18 protein-coding genes are annotated in these 17,028 nt (G+C 70.4%); 14 read left to right on the forward strand and 4 right to left on the reverse strand.

Going from position 1 to position 17,028, the window contains the following annotated elements:
* Window positions 1–20 precede the first annotated feature (20 nt).
* From Actkin_RS32215 to rarD, 3 genes are all read left to right on the forward strand, one after another.
* On the forward strand, window positions 21–2,810 hold the full coding sequence (locus Actkin_RS32215; RefSeq protein ID WP_309569095.1) for a transglycosylase domain-containing protein: 2,790 nt from the start codon (window positions 21–23) through the stop codon (window positions 2,808–2,810).
* A 155-nt stretch (window positions 2,811–2,965) separates the two neighbouring features.
* Window positions 2,966–4,540, forward strand: a complete 1,575-nt coding sequence (locus Actkin_RS32220) for a glycosyltransferase family 87 protein (protein ID WP_258905343.1) — start codon at window positions 2,966–2,968, stop codon at window positions 4,538–4,540.
* A gap of 371 nt (window positions 4,541–4,911) precedes the next feature.
* Window positions 4,912–5,814, forward strand: coding sequence for an EamA family transporter RarD (gene rarD / locus Actkin_RS32225; protein WP_258905344.1), 903 nt, complete (start codon window positions 4,912–4,914; stop codon window positions 5,812–5,814).
* Here the strand turns inward: rarD and Actkin_RS32230 are convergent.
* Together Actkin_RS32230 and Actkin_RS32235 are read right to left on the reverse strand one after the other, a co-directional pair.
* Window positions 5,792–7,078 carry a glycosyltransferase family 87 protein gene (locus Actkin_RS32230; protein ID WP_229786754.1) on the reverse strand — a complete coding sequence of 429 codons (1,287 nt, stop codon included), beginning with the start codon at window positions 7,076–7,078 and terminating at the stop codon, window positions 5,792–5,794. The genes rarD and Actkin_RS32230 overlap by 23 nt on opposite strands.
* Before the next feature lie 136 nt (window positions 7,079–7,214).
* Window positions 7,215–7,985: a deoxyribonuclease IV gene (locus Actkin_RS32235; protein WP_189209063.1), complete on the reverse strand. Its 771-nt coding sequence runs from the start codon at window positions 7,983–7,985 to the stop codon at window positions 7,215–7,217.
* A 180-nt stretch (window positions 7,986–8,165) separates the two neighbouring features.
* On the opposite strand from Actkin_RS32235, the gene Actkin_RS32240 reads away from it, so the two are divergent.
* The 7 genes from Actkin_RS32240 to dnaB all read left to right on the forward strand — a co-directional run bounded on the left by Actkin_RS32240 (window position 8,166) and on the right by dnaB (window position 13,399).
* On the forward strand, window positions 8,166–9,143 hold the full coding sequence (locus Actkin_RS32240) for a hypothetical protein (RefSeq protein ID WP_258905345.1): 978 nt from the start codon (window positions 8,166–8,168) through the stop codon (window positions 9,141–9,143).
* A 48-nt stretch (window positions 9,144–9,191) separates the two neighbouring features.
* The gene (locus Actkin_RS32245) at window positions 9,192–10,025 is read left to right on the forward strand and encodes a hypothetical protein (protein WP_258905346.1); all 834 of its coding nucleotides are present in this window, start codon (window positions 9,192–9,194) and stop codon (window positions 10,023–10,025) included.
* A gap of 88 nt (window positions 10,026–10,113) precedes the next feature.
* Complete coding sequence (rpsF, locus tag Actkin_RS32250) at window positions 10,114–10,404, forward strand: 30S ribosomal protein S6 (protein ID WP_189209060.1); 291 nt, start codon at window positions 10,114–10,116, stop codon at window positions 10,402–10,404.
* A gap of 10 nt (window positions 10,405–10,414) precedes the next feature.
* Window positions 10,415–10,906 carry a single-stranded DNA-binding protein gene (locus tag Actkin_RS32255; RefSeq protein WP_189209059.1) on the forward strand — a complete coding sequence of 164 codons (492 nt, stop codon included), beginning with the start codon at window positions 10,415–10,417 and terminating at the stop codon, window positions 10,904–10,906.
* 33 nt (window positions 10,907–10,939) lie between these two features.
* Window positions 10,940–11,188: a 30S ribosomal protein S18 gene (rpsR, locus tag Actkin_RS32260; protein ID WP_189209058.1), complete on the forward strand. Its 249-nt coding sequence runs from the start codon at window positions 10,940–10,942 to the stop codon at window positions 11,186–11,188.
* Window positions 11,189–11,200: 12 nt separating this feature from the next.
* On the forward strand, window positions 11,201–11,656 hold the full coding sequence (gene rplI / locus Actkin_RS32265; RefSeq protein ID WP_189209057.1) for a 50S ribosomal protein L9: 456 nt from the start codon (window positions 11,201–11,203) through the stop codon (window positions 11,654–11,656).
* A 375-nt stretch (window positions 11,657–12,031) separates the two neighbouring features.
* A complete protein-coding gene (gene dnaB, locus Actkin_RS32270) occupies window positions 12,032–13,399 on the forward strand; it encodes a replicative DNA helicase (protein WP_396122913.1) in 1,368 nt (455 codons plus the stop codon).
* On the opposite strand, the gene Actkin_RS32275 is transcribed toward dnaB, so the two are convergent.
* Window positions 13,390–13,836, reverse strand: a complete 447-nt coding sequence (locus Actkin_RS32275) for a LysR family transcriptional regulator (protein ID WP_258905348.1) — start codon at window positions 13,834–13,836, stop codon at window positions 13,390–13,392. The genes dnaB and Actkin_RS32275 overlap by 10 nt on opposite strands.
* A 106-nt stretch (window positions 13,837–13,942) precedes the next feature.
* Here Actkin_RS32275 and Actkin_RS32280 point away from each other — a divergent pair, with 106 nt between their 5' ends.
* From Actkin_RS32280 to Actkin_RS32295, 4 genes are all read left to right on the forward strand, one after another.
* Complete coding sequence (locus Actkin_RS32280; RefSeq protein WP_258905349.1) at window positions 13,943–14,425, forward strand: nuclear transport factor 2 family protein; 483 nt, start codon at window positions 13,943–13,945, stop codon at window positions 14,423–14,425.
* Window positions 14,426–14,472: 47 nt separating this feature from the next.
* Window positions 14,473–14,859, forward strand: a complete 387-nt coding sequence (locus Actkin_RS32285; RefSeq protein WP_189209053.1) for a MerR family transcriptional regulator — start codon at window positions 14,473–14,475, stop codon at window positions 14,857–14,859.
* On the forward strand, window positions 14,853–15,191 hold the full coding sequence (trxA, locus tag Actkin_RS32290; RefSeq protein ID WP_258905350.1) for a thioredoxin: 339 nt from the start codon (window positions 14,853–14,855) through the stop codon (window positions 15,189–15,191). The genes Actkin_RS32285 and trxA overlap by 7 nt, the downstream gene beginning before the upstream one ends.
* A gap of 88 nt (window positions 15,192–15,279) precedes the next feature.
* Complete coding sequence (locus tag Actkin_RS32295) at window positions 15,280–16,536, forward strand: DNA sulfur modification protein DndB (protein ID WP_258905351.1); 1,257 nt, start codon at window positions 15,280–15,282, stop codon at window positions 16,534–16,536.
* Window positions 16,537–16,581: 45 nt separating this feature from the next.
* Here Actkin_RS32295 and Actkin_RS32300 read toward each other — a convergent pair whose 3' ends face one another.
* Window positions 16,582–16,947 (reverse strand): nuclear transport factor 2 family protein, encoded by a 366-nt coding sequence (locus Actkin_RS32300; protein WP_189209052.1) that lies wholly within the window; start codon window positions 16,945–16,947, stop codon window positions 16,582–16,584.
* Between the last annotated feature and the right edge of the window lie 81 nt (window positions 16,948–17,028).

Below are 17,028 nucleotides of genomic sequence, written 5' to 3' on the forward strand. Positions count from 1 at the left end.
CGCCGATCTGGAGGCTTTGCGTGAACGACCACCCTGACCACCGCAGGCGCGACGAGCCCGACTGGCCATCCGGGGACGACCCGGACACGGGCCACCGCCGGGAGGAGCGCACCGGGTTCTGGAGCCCGATGTGGGAGGACGACGACGCGCCCGGCAGCCAGCCGTCCCGCCCCGCGCCGCGCCCGCCCGCGGGCGGTCCGCCGCGCCCGGCAGGCCCAGCACCCCAGTCAGGCGGCCCGGGCCCGCAGGCAGGCGGTCCCGGTCCGCACGCAGGTGGCCCCGGTCCGCAGCCGGGTGTCCCCGGCGCGCACACCGACGGTCCCCGGGGCCCGCACGGCCCGCAGCGGCCCGGTCCCGGGATGCGCCCGCCCCTGCCGCCCGGCAGGCCGATGGGCCCGGCGGGTGGCCCCCCTGGTCCTCCCGGTCCCGGCAGGCCCGGTCCGGGCAGGCCGCCGATGGGTCCCCCCGGCGGTCCCGGCACCCCGCCGCCCGGCTTCCGGCCGCCGCCGGGCATGCCGCCTCGGCGCGACCCGTCGGAGGACCCGACGGTGATGATGCGCCAGCCGCCCGAGCGCCCGGTGCCCGAGCCCGCGCTGCTCACCCACCGCGAGCCCGACGACGAGGCCGAGTTCTACGACGACGGCTACGACGACTACGACGACGAGCCGGTGACCGACACCAAGCTCGCCCGCCGCAAGAAGATCTGGCGGCGGGTGCGGCGCACCGCGTACGTCTGCACCGCGCTGGGCATCATCCTGCCCATCGTGGCGTTCTTCATCACCTACCAGATGGTCGACGTCAAGGACCCGGCCGAGGTGGCGAAGGAGCAGAGCAAGGTCGTCACGTTCCAGTACGCCGACGGCTCGGAGATGACCAAGGTCGCCGACGACGGCGGCAACCGGATCATGCTCACCCACGACCAGATCCCCGACCAGATCAAGAAGGCCGTCTACGCCGCCGAGGACGACACCTTCGAGACCAACGCGGGCTTCGACCTCAGCGGCATCGCCCGCGCGGTGTGGAACCAGCTCCAGGGCAAGGCGGGCGGTGGCTCGACCATCACCCAGCAGTACATCAAGAAGTCGAGCGGTCAGGACGACGCGACCCTCTCCCGCAAGTGGGTGGAGATGGTCAAGGCGTACAAGATGAGCGAGACGTACGAAAAAGAAGAGATCATCACCGCCTACCTGAACACGATCTACTTCGGGCGCGGCGCCTACGGCGTGGCGGCGGCGGCGAAGGCGTTCTTCAACCTCGACGACATCTCCAAGATCACCAAGAGCCAGGCGGCGCTGCTCGCGGGCGTGATCCAGTCCCCCGGCCGGGCCAACAACGAGGCCTACCAGCAGGAGCGCTGGAGCTACGTCACGAAGCGGATGATCGCCCTCAACTGGATGACCGAGGCGGAGAAGGGCGAGTTCCCGACCCCCGTCGACGCCGCGGACACCAAGACCAGCCTGCCCGGCCCGCGCAAGGGCCTGACCGACCTCGCCTTCGAGGAGCTCGCCAAGAAGGGGATCCCGGAGGAGGAGATCAAGGCCCGCGGGTACACCGTCGTCATGACGATCGACCCGAAGGCGCAGAAGATCGCCGAGGACTCGGTCCGGGAGGTCATGAAGGGTCAGCCGAAGAACCTGCACCCCGCCCTGGTCGCCGTCGACCCGGGCACCGGCGAGATCCGCGCCTACTACGGCGGCGAGAAGGGCTACGAGTTCGACTACGCCGCCGCGCTCCAGCAGCCCGGCTCGTCGTTCAAGCCCTTCGACCTCGTCGCCCTCCTCAAGATGGGCAAGGGCCTGGGCGAGTCCTACGACAGCACGGCGAAGTCCTTCGGCGAGAGCAAGATCGTCCGCAACGCCTCGACCCCCCGGTGCGGCCAGCAGTGCACCGTCGCCGAGGCGATGAAGGAGTCGCTGAACGTGGTGTTCAGCGACATGGTCTACAACGACGTCAAGCCCACCGGCGTGGCCGAGGCGGCGAAGCAGGCGGGCATCCGCACCCCGATCAAGGACCGCAGCATCAACATCGCCATCGGCGGTGGCGACACGATGGTCAGCACCGTCGACATGGCGTCGTCCTACGCGACCTTCGCGGCGAACGGCACGTACCGGCCGCCGCACATCGTCAGCAAAGTCCTCACCCCGTCGGGCGAGATCTTCTACGACGCCTCGATCCACCCCGACCACCAGGACAAGCTGGCGTTCGACCAGGACCGCGAGCTCAACGCCAAGATCGCGCGCAACGTCACCGAGTCGCTGCTGCCGATCCCGGAGTACTCCGACATCCCGTGCGCGGACGGCAGGCTGTGCGCAGGCAAGACCGGCACGCACCAGTACGTCGACTCCAACGGCGTCGAGACGAAGTACAACGCCAAGGCGTGGATGGTCGGCTACACCCCGCAGATCTCCACGGCGGTGTCCATGACCGGTGACGAGACCGAGCGCAGGCTGTTCGACAAGGACCGCACGACCATCTACGGCAGCGGCCTGCCCGGCGAGATCTGGCAGCGGTTCATGGACCGCTACCTCGCGGGCGAGGAGAAGCTGGAGTTCGGCCCGTTCGACCCGATCGGCCGCGAGGAGGTCGTGACCCAGCCGCCGGTGACGACGGACGACACGACCGACGTGACCAGCGCGCAGCCGCCGACCTCCAGCTCCGAGCAGCCCACGACCACCACCGGGCAGACCTCGGACACCGAGACGACCACCGAGCCCGACGAGACGACCACCACCCCGGACCGGCCGGGCTGGCCGGGCAAGCCGCCGGGTGACGACGACGATCCGAACCCCGGTCTGCTGCCAGGCGGCTGACCGCGCGATTCCCCAGGAGGCCGTCCGGCCCCTGGGGAATCGCCGTTTCGGGGGTGTCTGCGTGAGGCTTTATCCCGGCCAGGCACGGCAGGCCGTAGCATCGCGCCGTGCCAGGTGATCCAGGTCGCAGCGAGCAGGGGCGTGACGAGTCGCCCGTGGGCGGGTCCCGCGGGTCGGGCGGGGTGGCCGACACCGCCTCGCTCGGCGCGGACGAACGGGTCCGGCCGACGCTGACGGAATCGCTGGCGCGCGACGCCAGCATCCCCCTCGGCGGGCCGATCGGCGAGCACGCGGTCGTCGGCAGGCACTGGTTCTGGACGCCGCTGCGCGTCGGGCTGCTGCTCGCCGTGGTCGCGCTGGCGCTGAGCTGGTTCGGCAAGGCCGCGTGCATCCAGCAGAACGCCGGGCCGGACGGCTCGCTCGGGCTGGACTGGAGCGGCAGCAGGCAGTTCACCGCCATGTGCTACTCCGACATCGTCCCGCTCTACGGCGCCGAACGCCTGGACAGGGGCGGCTTCCCCTACGCCACGATGTGGTACGACGACGAGGGCAAGCCGACCCAGCACGAGCGGTACATGGAGTACCCGGTGCTGACCGGGATGTTCATGTGGGCGAACGCCCAGATGGCGCAGGGCTGGGTGGAGCTGGCCAAACAGGGCTGGCTGCCCACCGGCCTCGACGTGGTCGTCTACTTCGACATCACCGCGCTCTGGCTCGCCCTGGCCTGGCTGGTGACCATCTGGGCGGTCGCCCTCTGCGCCAAACGCCGCAAATGGGACGCCGCGTTCATCGCGCTCTCGCCACTGGTGATCGTCCACGCCTTCACCAACTTCGACACCCTCGCCACCGCCTTCGCCGCCGTGGGCCTGCTCGCCTGGGCCCGCAAACGCCCGGTCCTCGCAGGCGTCCTGCTCGGACTTGGCGGCGCGGCGAAGCTGTACCCGCTGTTCTTCCTCGGCCCACTCCTGGTGCTGTGCATCCGCTCGGGCAAGACGCGGGACTGGTGGCGGACGGCAGGAGCGGCGGCCGCCACCTGGGCCGCGGTCAACGCCCCGTTCTACCTGCACCCGGACACCGCCCGCGGCTGGGGCGAGTTCTTCCGCCTCAATTCCACCCGAGGCGCCGACCCGGACTCGCTCTACAACGTCTTCATGCAGTGGCTGAATTGGCCAGGATTCGACGGCCCCCTCGGTTTCAAGGAACCCCCGACAGTCCTCAACACGGTCACAGCGGTCCTTTTCCTGGCCGCCTGCGCCGCCATCGCCTTCGTCGCCTGGCACGCCCGGACGAAACCGCGGGTGGCCCAACTGTGCTTCCTGGTCGTGGCGGCTTTCCTGCTGACGAACAAGGTGTGGAGCCCGCAGTACTCGCTGTGGCTGGTGCCGCTGGCCATCCTGGCCATCCCCCGCTGGAAACCCCTCCTGGCCTGGATGGCCATCGACGCCGCCCTGTGGGCCCCCCGGATGTTCTTCTACCTGGGCACCGACAACAAGGGCCTACCCCAGGACTGGTTCCTCGGCTTCGTCGTGGCCCGCGACCTGGCGGTAATCGCCCTCTGCGTCATGGTGATCATCGAGATCTACCGCCCCCACAGAGACCTTGTCCGAGCCCACGGTGACGACGACCCCATAGGCGGAGTTCTGGACGGCGCCCCCGACCGCTTCACCCTCCGCCGCAAGGAACAACCAAAAGAAGAACCAACACAACTGGTAGCTGCCACAACCCCTTAACAGAACAAATAGCAAAATCAGCGCAACCCACACCCAACGCAACACGCCCCACCAGCACTGTCCGATGGGGTGGACCACCAAAGCAAATCGCGAAACCCCCACCCCACCCCACTGCCACCGACAACGCAACCCACGCCCGGCGGGATAACGCGCGGTCGACCAGCGCGTGCACGGCGGATCGGCGCGCAGTGGGTTGGCGCACGGCGGGAAGGCGCGCGACAGGAGCACCCCCAGGAAGCCCCCCAGCGGAAGGAACGGCAGCAAGAGCCGACCCCGCCCCACGAAGCGACCTCCGTCACCTCCAGGAATAACCCGCTCGCGCCCCCACGCTGCCATGGGGTAGACCATCGGTCGGATGATCGGAGGAAGCGGTGGGCACTCGGGAGAACGGTTTCCTCCTCGGCCTGGGCGCGTACGTGATCTGGGGGTTCTTCCCGCTCTACTGGCCCCTCCTGGAGCCCTCCGGCCCCATCGAGGTGCTGGCGCATCGGGTGGCGTGGTCGTTGGCCGCCGTGGGGGCGCTGCTGATGGCCGCCCGTCGCTGGCGGGCGTTGCGGAACGTCCTGCGCAGTCCGCGGACGCTCGCCTACGTGGCGATCGGGGCGGTCGTCATCGGGGCGAACTGGGTGATCTTCATCTGGGGGGTCAACAACGGGCACGTCGTCGAGGTCTCCCTCGGCTACTTCATCAACCCGCTGGTCACCATCCTCATGGGCGTGCTGCTGCTCGGCGAGCGGCTGCGGCCGGTGCAGTGGGCGGCGCTGGCGATCGCGTTCGTCGCGGTCGTGCAGCTGACCCTCGACTACGGCACCCTGCCCTGGCTCGCGCTGGCGCTCGCCGCGTCGTTCGCCACCTACGGGCTGATGAAGAAGAAGGCCGACATCGGCGCCGTCGAGGGGCTGGCGCTGGAGACGGCGCTGCTGGTCCCGCTGGCGGGCAACTACCTGGTCTTCCTGCACACCACCGGCGGCGGCACCTTCGGCGGGAACGGCTGGCCGCACGCCCTGCTGCTCGCCGGGACCGGGCTGATCACCGTGGTCCCGCTGCTGCTGTTCGGCGGCGCGGCCACCCGGGTGCCGATGGCCACCCTGGGCCTGCTGCAGTACGTCACCCCGACCCTGCAGTTCATCCTGGGCCTGGTCGTCTTCCGCGAGCAGATGACCACCGCGCGCTGGATCGGGTTCGCGATGGTGTGGGCGGCCCTGCTGCTCATCACCAGCGAGTCGCTCGCGCACCGCAGGCGGGTGGCGGTCAGGGAACCCGCGCTGGTCTAGGCAGGTCGTCGACCGTGGACCGGTTGACGAGGAACGCGAAGAACAGCCCGACCAGCAGCGCCGCCCGACCCCAGACGCCGATCATGACCGCCTGGGCGGCGAAGCCGTCGTAGATGCCCGCGGGCTGGTCGGCGGCGATGGTGGCGAACCACAGGAAGATGCCGATCCCCATCGCCAGGTCGGCGACGAAGTACGCGGTGATCCACCCCCACTTGACCCGCATCAGCACGAAGAACGGCACCAGCCACAGCGCGTACTGCGGCGAGTGGACCTTGTGCAGCAGCAGGAACCCGCACAGCATCGCCGCCGACACCGCGACCCAGGGGAAGGTGCCCTCCCGCAGGTAGCGCGACCAGCCGTAGACGCAGGCCGCGCCGAACGCGGCGAACATCAGCACCGGCGACGCGACCCCGATCATCGCGTGGACCATGCCGTTGTCCGGGTCGGAGTCGGGGCGCAGCGCCCAGAACCAGATGGAGTTCGCGGTGATGTCGGCCTTGCGCTGGCCCTGGAAGGCGAACGAGGCCAGCCAGCCGTCGAACCCGATGACGGCGAACGGCACGTTCACCGCGATCGCGGTGCCCATGGCGATCAGCGCCGTGCGGACCATGCCGACGACGTCGCGGGTCCTGCCCTCGGGCAGCTCCTTGCCGTCGCGGCCGCCGGTCAGCACGTAGAGCATCAGCGGCAGGACGAAGATCGCCGGGTAGATCTTGAACGCGAACCCCAGTCCGAGCAGCACCGCCGCCACCGCCGCCCGCTGGCGCAGCGGCCGGTCCACCCCGCGCTTGCCCCAGCCCCGGTGCACGACGTACACGGCCGCGACCGCGCAGGCGACGACCGGCAGCTCCCAGTTGTGGAAGGCGTAGAGCACCAGGGGCGGCGACAGCGCCCAGATCAGCGCCCGCCACCGCGACAGCCTGCCCAACAGCCACGCCGTGACCAGGCCGAACGGGGCCATGATCAGCGCGGACGCGAGCAGGAAGCCCGCGTCGGTGTGGACGAACAGCGCGCCCGCCCAGATCAGCAGGCCGGTCAGCACCGGGTACTCGACCGAGCCCCCGGTCAGCTCCCCGCGCTCGTTGATGCCGCCGTGGACGTACGGGAAGACGTGCTGGTCGATCGACCGGCCGATCCACAGGTACTGGATGTCGGAGTAGCAGGCGTCGGCGTACTTGCGCTCGTCGAACCCCGGCGCGCTGCGGCCCCACTCGTCGAACAGGGGCCCGGTGCAGCGGTCCTTGTTGGCGAACCCCAGCAGCATCGTGACCCCGCACGCCAGCACGATCACGGCCAGCGCCACCCGCCCGAGCCCGACGCCCGCCCGCTGCCGGTCCGGGGAGCCGTCGGGCACGCCGGTGTCCGCCTTCCCTGATGCGGTCACGCCGGGGGGCACCTGGTCACCGCCCGAGCGCGGCGCGCAGGAACGCGATGTCCTCCGCCTGACCCTCACTGGGTGTCTCGACGACGACCGGCGCGCCCGCCGCGGCCACGACCGCCACGAGTTGGTCCGCATCGATCGTGCCAGTGCGGATGTTGTCATGCCGGTCGCGGGCGGAGTCGAACTCGTCGCGCGAGCTGTTCAGGTGGACCAGGTCGATGCGCCCGGTGATCGCCTTGACCCGGTCGACGACGTCGACGAGGTCCTCGCCAGCCGCCCAGGCGTGGCAGGTGTCCAGGCAGAACCCGGCGCCGAACTCGCCCACCTCGTCCCAGAGCCGGGCGAGCATGTCGAAGCGGCGGGCCATGGCGTTGTCGCCGCCCGCGGTGTTCTCGATCAGGATGGGGACGGCGAAGCCGCCCTCCTTGCTCTGCCGCTCGAAGAACTTGCGCCAGTTGACCAGGCCCTCGGCCGGGTCGGCGTCCTTGGTGACGTGGCCGCCGTGCACGACCAGGCCCTTCGCGCCGACCGCCGCGGCGCCCTCCGCGTGCTGCACGACGAGCTTTCGCGACGGGATGCGGATGCGGTTGTTCGTGCTCGCCAGGTTGACCCGATAGGGGGAGTGGATGAACACCGTCAGGTCCGCGGCCAGCAGCTCATCGGTCTGCGGGTGCGGCTTCGGCGCCGCCCACCCCTGCGGGTCGGACAGGAAGAACTGGACGACATCGGCGCCGCGCTCGCGCGCCGCGCCGATCGGGTCGTCATCGCGGACGTGGGCGCCGATGCTCATGGCCAGCGAGCGTAGTCGCCGGGGGCGTCGGCGGTAGCCCTCACCTGTGCCGGTGACGCTCTGCTCCGACTGGGGCACTCGTAGCTCAAGGTAGGGAATCCGCACTGGTGGGCGTCACGCGCACGGGTTACCGTCGTTCTCTACATAAAAGCTACTCGCGGGTACCCGGGAGGACTAGGGATGCGACGGCGCGTCGGGACTATCGCGGCCGGGATGGCGTTGCTGCTCGGCGGCGCGACCGCGGGCCTCGTGGTGGGCACCTCCACCGCCGCCGCGGCCGAGCCCGTCGTCATCGGCAGTTGCTCGACCACGGTCTCGGGCGCGCCCGGCACCCCCATCTCGCTCGCCCCGTCCGCGGTGGCCAAGCCGATCCTCGACGTCCTGCGCCCGCTCGACCTGCTCGGGCTCATCAGCGGCCCGGTGCAGCGGACCCTGGACACCATCGGGCCGATCCCCATCGGCGCGATCCAGACCGCCGACGGCGTCATCAGCGGCGGCACCATCGCCAAGCTGGTGACCGACAAGCTCCCGCTCGGCAAGCTCCTCTCCCCGGTCACCGACATGCTCACCGGCCTGTGCAAGGTGACCACCGACGTGGTCAACGGCGCGGCCGCGCCCATCCAGGAGGGCGGCGAGGCGGTCGGCGGCGCCATCGAGCAGGGCGTCGGCGCCCTGCCGCTGCCCGGCACCACCCCGGGCGACCCCGACACCCCCGGCCAGCCGGGCACCAACCCCGGTGGCGGCGGCTCGACGCCCGGCACGAACCCCGGCGGCGGTGGCGGCGGCTCGCCGTCGCCGCCCGGCGTGAGCAACCCGGTCGTCGGCGGCGGCGTCGGCGTGGGCGGCCTGCCGCTCTACAACGGCCTCGGCCGCGTCCCCCGCGACTACTACGGCGACATCCCGGCGTTCGCGCCCGGCCTGTTCAGCCCGTCGCCCGCGGTCCGCTACGGCGGCGCGGTGCCCGGCTACACGCCCGAGTTCGGCATCCTCGGCGGCGAGGGCCTGGGCGACGGCGTGCAGGCCGCGGGCCACGCGGAGGCGATCGGCGCGCCCGGCGGCAACCGGATCGCGTTCCCCGTCCTGCTGGCCGTGCTCGTCCTCTCCGGCGTCACCGCGGCGCTGGTGCGCACGTGGGTCCTTCGGCGCACGGCCGTCTGACGATCTAGGGTTCTGCTCAGTCACCCGATCGGATGAAGGGACGCGCCGGTGCGCAGGCTGCTCGGCATCACCGCCGCCATCCTGGCCAGCGCCGCCACGGCCCTGATCCCCGCTTCGGCCAGCGCCGCCCCGCCGCCCTTCCTTGCCGTGGACTGCGAGCAGACGGTCCACGCCTTCCGCGGCCAGCCCGTGCGGCTGTCCCGCATCGCCGTCTCCCGGCTGGTGACCGACGCCACCCGCGCGGAACTGGGCGGGCTGCGCGCGGCCGCGGTGAACCTCGCCTTCCCGCTCGGCCCGGCGATCCCGGTGGGCGTCGTGCCGAACGGCTCGGCGGAGATCCCCGGCGCGGTCATCGCCGACGCGGTGGCCGAGGCGGTCGCCCCCCTGCCCGAGATCGCCCCCGCCGCGGCCGCCATCACCGACGGCGTCCGGGCGCGGGTCGCCGAGGCGTGCGGGATGACCGTGCACGCCCTGGACAAGACCGACGCCGAACCCGGCGAGACCCCGCGCCCGCCCGCTGCCGACGACCCGGCCACGACGCCCAACGCCCAGCCGGTCGGCGGCGCGGACGCGGCCCCGGCCGAGGTCGAGCTGTACGACCCGGCGCAGTTCGCCCGGTCCGCGCCGCGCGACTACGGCGGCATCCCGGTCGCCCACGCGGGCGTATTCGCGCCCAGCCCCGACGACCGCTACGGCAGCGTCCCCGGCTACAGCCCCGAGTTCGGGCTGCTCGGCCGGGAGGGCGCGGTCGACACCGCGGGCGAGGCCAGGGCGCTGCCCGTCGGCGGCGGCCAGGTCGCCCTCCCGGTGCTGCTGGCGGTGCTGCTCCTGTCGGTGGTCACCGGCGCGCTGGTGCGCACCTGGGTCCTGCGTCGGAGCTGACGCGGGGACGCTGTTACGCTGTCCGGCGCAGACCCTCCTGCCACGGAACGTCCGTGGCCGCCGAGTCCACAGGAGGTGAGTGGTCTTCATGCGTCATTACGAGGTCATGGTCATCCTCGACCCCACACTCGATGAGCGCACCGTCGCCCCGTCGCTGGAAACGTTCCTCAACGTGATCCGGACGTCGGGCGGCAACGTGGAGAAGGTCGACATCTGGGGCAAGCGCCGCCTCGCCTTCGAGATCAAGAAGCACGCCGAGGGCATCTACGCGGTCCTGGACGTCAACGCCGACCCGGACGCCGTCAAGGAGCTGGACCGCCAGCTCTCGCTGCAGGAGTCCGTGCTGCGGACCAAGGTCCTGCGGCGCGAGACCGCCTGAGGCCCGGGCTATGGCTGGCGACACGACGATCACCGTCATCGGCAACCTGACCGCTGACCCCGAGCTGCGGTTCACCCCCTCCGGGGCGGCCGTGGCCAGCTTCACCGTCGCGTCCACCCCGCGCACCTTCGACCGCCAGAGCGGCGAGTGGAAGGACGGCGAGGCGCTGTTCCTGCGCTGCAACATCTGGCGCCAGGCGGCGGAGAACGTGGCCGAGTCCCTCACCAGGGGCGCGCGGGTCATCGTGAGCGGGCGGCTCAAGCAGCGCTCGTTCGAGACCCGCGAGGGCGAGAAGCGCACCGTCATGGAGCTGGAGGTCGACGAGATCGGCCCCTCGCTGCGCTACGCCACGGCCAAGGTGAACAAGGTCAGCCGCGGTTCCGGCGGCGGCGGCTTCGGCGGGGGACCGTCGGGCCCGCCCGCCGACGACCCGTGGGGCTCCGCGCCGCCCGCCTCATCCGGCGGTGGCGGCGGGGGCTTCAACGACGAGCCGCCCTTCTAACTTCCCACGAGCTAGCTATCCAGGAGTACTGACGTGGCCAAGCCACCCATTCGCAAGCCGAAGAAGAAGGTTTGCGTGTTCTGCAAGGACGAGAAGAAGCAGCGTCCGGTCAACATCGACTACAAGGACACCACGCTGCTGCGCAAGTACATCTCCGACCGCGGCAAGATCCGCGCGCGCCGGGTGACCGGGAACTGCTCCCAGCACCAGCGCGACATCGCGACCGCGGTGAAGAACGCCCGTGAGGTGGCTCTGCTGCCCTACACCTCGACCGCGCGCTAAGGAGGGGACGACATGAAGCTCATCCTCACCACCGACGTGAGCGGCCTGGGCGGCCCCGGCGACATCGTCGAGGTCAAGGACGGCTACGGCCGCAACTACCTGCTGCCCCGCGGCTACGCGATCGTCGCCACCAAGGGCGCCGAGAAGCAGGTCCAGGTCATCCGCCGGGCCCAGGAGGCCAGCCGGATCCGCGACCTCGACCACGCCAAGGAGGTCAAGGCGAAGCTGGCCGACCTCGGCACGGTTCCGCTGAAGGCCAAGGCCGCCGCGGGCTCGGGCAAGCTGTTCGGCTCCATCACCACCGCCGACATCGTCGCCGCGGTCAAGAGCGCGGGCGGCCCCGTGCTCGACAAGCGCGCGCTCGAGGTGTCCGGCCACATCAAGACCGTCGGCAAGCACTCGGTGAGCGTTCGCCTGCACCCCGAGGTGTCCGCCGCGTTCACCATCCAGGTGACCGCCGCGAGCTGACCCACTCGCGAAAGCGCCCCTTCCCGCCGTGTGGAAGGGGCGCTTCGCTTGTCCACATTCTGTCCACAGGCTGGGTGTACCCGGTCGGGTGACGGGGGCTGGCGACACGCCGAACGGAGCACTCCGCGCGACACGCCGAACGAGTTTGTCCCCAGACTGTTCACAGGGCCTGACCTGCGTATTCGGTGAACACCACCGAAGTTGTCCCCAGTCTGTCCACAGCCCTCGGCCGGGGTGTGGGAAGCATCCCCAAGTTATCCACAGGGGCGTGCACAGGCTGATTTGTCATGCCCGGTCCGGGGCCCTAGCGTCGCCTCGCCGACGGATCTTGTCGGCCCGCGGACGTACCGTTGCCGGGCGAGTGAGGGGGACCTTGTGGCACTGACCGACGACCGATTGCCCACACCCCCGGACCACGGGATGGACCGGCAGCCACCGCAGGACCTCGCCGCGGAGCAGAGCGTCCTCGGCGGGATGATGCTGTCCAAGGACGCCATCGCCGACGTGATCGAGGCCCTGCGCCCCGGCGACTTCTACCGCCCGGCGCACCAGGTCATCTACGACTGCATCCTCGACCTCTACGGCCGCGGCGAGCCCGCCGACCCGATCATGGTCTCCGCCGAGCTCGAACGCCGCGGCGAACTGCGCCGCGTGGGCGGCGCGCCGTACCTGCACACGCTGATCGCCACGGTGCCGACGGCGGCCAACGCGGGCTACTACGCCGAGATCGTCGCCGAGAAGGCGATCCTGCGCAGGCTGGTCGAGGCGGGCACCCGCATCGTCCAACTCGGCTACCAGGGCGCCGAGGGCGCGGACGTCACCGAGGTCGTCGACCGCGCCCAGGCCTCGATCTACGAGGTCACCGAGCGCAGCATGAGCGAGGACTACGTGGCCCTGGAGGAACTCCTCCAGCCCACGATGGACGAGATCGACGCCATCGCCTCCCGAGGCGGCCAGTCCCTCGGCATCCCCACCGGCTTCGCCGACCTCGACGAGATCACCAACGGCCTCCACCCCGGCCAGATGATCATCGTCGCGGCCCGCCCGGGTGTTGGGAAAAGCACCCTGGGACTGGATTTCGCCAGGTCGTGCAGCATCAAGCACCACATGACGAGCGTCATCTTCAGTCTGGAGATGAGCAAGACGGAGATCGTCATGCGCATGTTGTCGGCCGAGGCGCGGATTCGGTTGGCCGATATGCGCGGTGGGCGGATGAGCGACGAGGACTGGACCAAGTTGGCGCGGCGGATGAGCGAGATCAGCGAGGCGCCGCTGTTCGTGGACGACTCGCCGAACATGACGATGATGGAGATCCGGGCCAAGGCGCGGCGGCTCAAGCAGCGGCACGACCTGCGGCTGGTCGTGGTCGATTACATGCAGCTGATGACCTCGGGCAAGCGCGTCGAGTCGCGGCAGCAGGAGGTGTCGGAGTTCTCCCGGCAGCTCAAGCTGCTGGCCAAGGAGCTGGAGGTGCCGGTGGTGGCCATCAGCCAGCTGAACCGCGGCCCCGAGCAACGCACCGACAAGCGCCCGATGCTGTCCGACCTGCGCGAGTCCGGCTCCCTGGAGCAGGACGCCGACATCGTGCTCCTCATCAACCGCCCCGACGCCTGGGAACGCGACGACCCGCGCGCGGGCGAGGCCGACCTGATCATCGCCAAGCACCGCGCAGGCCCGACGGCCACCGTGGTCGTCGCCCACCAACTCCACTACAGCCGCTTCGCCGACCTCGCTCAGGGCTGACCGAGCAGGTCGACCGCGGCTTCGGCGAAGGCGCGCGCGCGGGCGGTCCCGCCGTCCGCGCGCCACAGCAGGGCCCAGCCCGGCAGGCGCTCGCCGAAGACCTCGGCCACGCCGACGAGCAGTTGGCCGGACGCCGCACCGACGAAGGCGACGGTCAGCGTGCCGGTGGTGCCTCGGCCGTGCTCGATCGCGCGCTCGAGCGCGGCGCGGATGCGCGCCCACTCTGGTCCGATTTCCTCGGCCAGCCGCCGCCCGGTCGCGGTCAGCTCGACCCGGCGGCTGGTCCTGGTGAACAGGGGGACCCCGAGGCGCCGCTCCAGGCGGGCGATCGTCTGGCTGATCCGGGCCGTCGAGACGCGCAGGCGCTCGGCGGTGCTGCCGAAGTGCAGTTCCTCGGCAAGGGTCAGGAACGCGTCCAGCTCGTGCCGCTCCAGCATGGCCACCCCGATCGTTAAGTCCGGGTTGACGATCCTTCCACCGTTCGCGATTGATCACGCTGAGGCGCGCGGCGAGAGTGGGGGCACCGTCTAATAAGGAGCGTTCATGTACGTGGTCGAGCACCAAGCCGCCCGCCGACCCTCGGACCTGGGGGACCGCGTCGAGATCATCGACGCGCTGTACCGCTTCGGGCTCGGCCAGGACCTCCCGGACCGGGACCTGTTCGCCTCGTCGTTCGCGCCCGACGCCGAGCTGGACTTCCGGCCCGCGGCGGCGAAGTGGGGCGCGGAGCCGCCGCCGATGACCGGCAGGGACGCGATCGTCGACACGATCCTCGCCCTGTTCGCGGGCCGGGTGACGACCACCCACCAGGTCGCCAACCCGCGCGTCGCGGTGGAGGGCGACACCGCCCGCCTCACCGCGCTGGTGGAGGCCCAGCACCTGCTCACCGCCGATCACGGCACGTTCGCCCTGCTGAAGAACCGCTACGACGTGGACCTCGTCCGCGACGGCGACCGCTGGGTCATGCGCCGGGTCGTCATCGACAACGTCTGGTTCACCGGCGATCCCGTCGCGATCTTCGGCTGATCGTCGGGCTTGCCCTGACGCGCGCGGCAGGGTTTAGCGTCGGGCGCATGCGAATCGGCGAGTTGGCGCGGCGGGCGGGCACGACCGTCCGCGCTCTGCGCTTCTACGAGTCCCAGGGCCTGCTGCCCGCCCAGCGCTCCGCGAACGGGTACCGGGAGTACGGCGAGGACCACGTCCGGCTCGTCACCGAGATCCGGACGCTGCAGGCCGTGGGGCTGAGCCTCGACGACACGCGGCCGTTCGTCGAGTGCCTGCGCGCGGGCAACACGGCGGGGGACGCGTGTCCGGCGTCCATCGACGTCTACCGGCGCAAGCTCGCCGAGGTCGACGCGTGCCTCGACCGGCTCACCGCCGTCCGCGCCGACCTGGTGCGGAAGCTGGCGGGCGCGCTGGCCCGCCAGCCCGGTCCCTGCCACGCGGAGCCGTCGTGCTGACCGCCGTCACCGACGCGACCTTCGAGCGCGACGTCCTGCGCAGCGGGATCCCCGTCCTCGTGGACTTCTGGGCGCGCTGGTGCCCGCCCTGCCACATGATCGCTCCCGTGCTCGCCGAGATCGCCCGCGACCGCGCGGGCGACCTGGCGGTGCTCAAGCTCGACACCGACGAGAACCCGCTGACCGCGCGGACCTACCAGGTGATGTCGCTGCCCACCCTGATCCTCTTCGACGCGGGCGAGCCCCTCACCGCACTCGTCGGCGCGCGGCCGAAGCTGAAGCTGGTGTCCGAGGTGGAATCGGCTTTACGAGGGCGCCTCACTCGCCATTAGAGGGCGGCGCCGCCTGAGCTACGCGCTCTAGACAACGTTCTACGTTCAGATCTTGACGTAGCGACTCAAGATCACTAACTTGTCGATCATGATCTCCAGCCAGTTCAACCTCACCGAACACGACTCGCTGCCTGCGGCACGGGACGCGGCCACCGACGCCGCGGCCGCGTCGGGTGGGCGCGTATTCACCTGCGTGGTGTTCCAGCAAGGCAACCGCCTGATGCTGACCACGGCGTTCTCCAACGCGTTTCTGGTGAAGCACGTTGTCGCCGAGGCGGCAGTGAAGGGTGGCAACCCACGACTGGCGTCGAACCGGCCGATGGATTCCGGACACGTCCGGGCCATCGCCAAGTACCTGGGGGAGAACAAGGACAACTACATCCTGCCGCCGCTGACCCTGAACGTCCGGTACGTCCCGGCCATCCATATCCCCAGGGGCAACTTCGCCACGATGGTGGGGTTTGTGGTGATCGGGGACGAGACGCGCTTCTCCGTCACCGACGGACAGCACCGTCTGGCCGCCATCGCGAAGCGGTGCGAGACCCTGCCCGAGTCCGAATCCGAGTTCCTCAAGGACAGCGTCTCCGTCGTCATCGTCGTCGAACCCGATCTCGCACGCATCCACCAGGATTTCGCCGATGCCGCGCAGACCAAGCAGATTCCGGCCAGCCTCCTCGCGGCCTACAACACGCGGGAGCCGCTGAACCGCGTCCTCACCAAGATCGTGGACGGTTCGAGGTTGTTCCGTGACCGCATCGATGAGACGTCGAAGAGCCTGTCGAAGCTCTCACCCGCGATCTTCCTGCTCAACCAGGTTCGCGGGATGGTCAAGGAACTCCTCTTCCACGACTACGCCCTCAGCGAGGCCAGCATTCCGACGCGCAGTGTGCAGGTCATCGGCACGACCCCGACGCAGGACGCGTTCGTGGAGCGGACGTTGCGGATGCTGGAGATCCTGACCGAACACATGGCCCCGTGGAACGCCATCGCCCAACTGCCGACATCCGGGGGCCCCGCCAACCAGGTCGTGGACTTCCGGAAGCACTTCGTCAACATGACCGCCACCGGCCTGGTGATCATCGGACACGTGGCGTACGAGATCGAGAAGAACCCCGACCCGGAGTGGCGGAAGGCGCGCTACATCGATCTGGCCACCAAGGTCGACTGGCGGCGCAGTGCTCCGATCTGGCAGGGAAACATCATCACCGGCGACAAGATCAGTACGACGAGGGCGCCCGGCCGGACGGCGGCGAAACTCGTCATGGAGGTCCTCGGAATCCAGAACCGCACACCGAACGAGGACATGTTCTCCTCGATCGCCCAGCTCGGTGCTTCCGGCTACTGAGCCACAGGGGCGGGGAACTCCTCCCCCCGCCCCCTTCCGCACTCGTCAGGCGGCGGGCATCTTGTCGATGAAGCCGTAGATGCCCTTGAGCCTGCCCTCCTCGGCGACGACGACGTCGAAGCCCTCGATGACGGACTCGCCGCCGCCCGCGGGGGCGATCTGCCAGCGGAAGCGGGCGATGCCGTGGTGGGCGTCGACGGCGCCGAGCAGGGTCAGCTCGTGGCCGGGGACCTGCTCGAGCACCGCGCCGATGCCCGCGCTGATCGCCGCCGGGCCCTGGACCTCCATGACCGGGTCCACGAAGACGACGTCGTCGGTCAGGACCTCGGCGGCCTGGGCGGCGCGGGTCTCGGCGTCGGTGGTGTTCCAGAGCTGGATGTAGCGGTCGACGAGTTCCTTCAGGTCGCTCACGCGCTTCCCCTTCGTTGAGAACTGTGTGGAGTCCGTCGCGGCCGCAACTTGGGGTCCACCTTGCCGGCACCCTCCGTGTCG

This window comes from Actinokineospora sp. UTMC 2448 (assembly GCF_024760565.1).
Classification (GTDB): Bacteria; Actinomycetota; Actinomycetes; order Mycobacteriales; family Pseudonocardiaceae; genus Actinokineospora; species Actinokineospora fastidiosa.

Bases quoted from the DNA above. Each gene is read 5' to 3' on its own strand.
- Actkin_RS32255 (WP_189209059.1), top strand. From the start codon at position 10,415: ATGGCTGGCGACACGACGATCACCGTCATCGGCAACCTGACCGCTGAC.
- Actkin_RS32280 (WP_258905349.1), top strand. From the start codon at position 13,943: ATGTACGTGGTCGAGCACCAAGCCGCCCGCCGACCCTCGGACCTGGGG.
- Actkin_RS32235 (WP_189209063.1), bottom strand. From the start codon at position 7,985: ATGAGCATCGGCGCCCACGTCCGCGATGACGACCCGATCGGCGCGGCG.
- Actkin_RS32295 (WP_258905351.1), top strand. From the start codon at position 15,280: ATGATCTCCAGCCAGTTCAACCTCACCGAACACGACTCGCTGCCTGCG.
- rplI (WP_189209057.1), top strand. From the start codon at position 11,201: ATGAAGCTCATCCTCACCACCGACGTGAGCGGCCTGGGCGGCCCCGGC.
- Actkin_RS32240 (WP_258905345.1), top strand. From the start codon at position 8,166: ATGCGACGGCGCGTCGGGACTATCGCGGCCGGGATGGCGTTGCTGCTC.
- Actkin_RS32275 (WP_258905348.1), bottom strand. From the start codon at position 13,836: ATGCTGGAGCGGCACGAGCTGGACGCGTTCCTGACCCTTGCCGAGGAA.
- Actkin_RS32285 (WP_189209053.1), top strand. From the start codon at position 14,473: ATGCGAATCGGCGAGTTGGCGCGGCGGGCGGGCACGACCGTCCGCGCT.
- rpsF (WP_189209060.1), top strand. From the start codon at position 10,114: ATGCGTCATTACGAGGTCATGGTCATCCTCGACCCCACACTCGATGAG.
- Actkin_RS32230 (WP_229786754.1), bottom strand. From the start codon at position 7,078: ATGCTGCTGGGGTTCGCCAACAAGGACCGCTGCACCGGGCCCCTGTTC.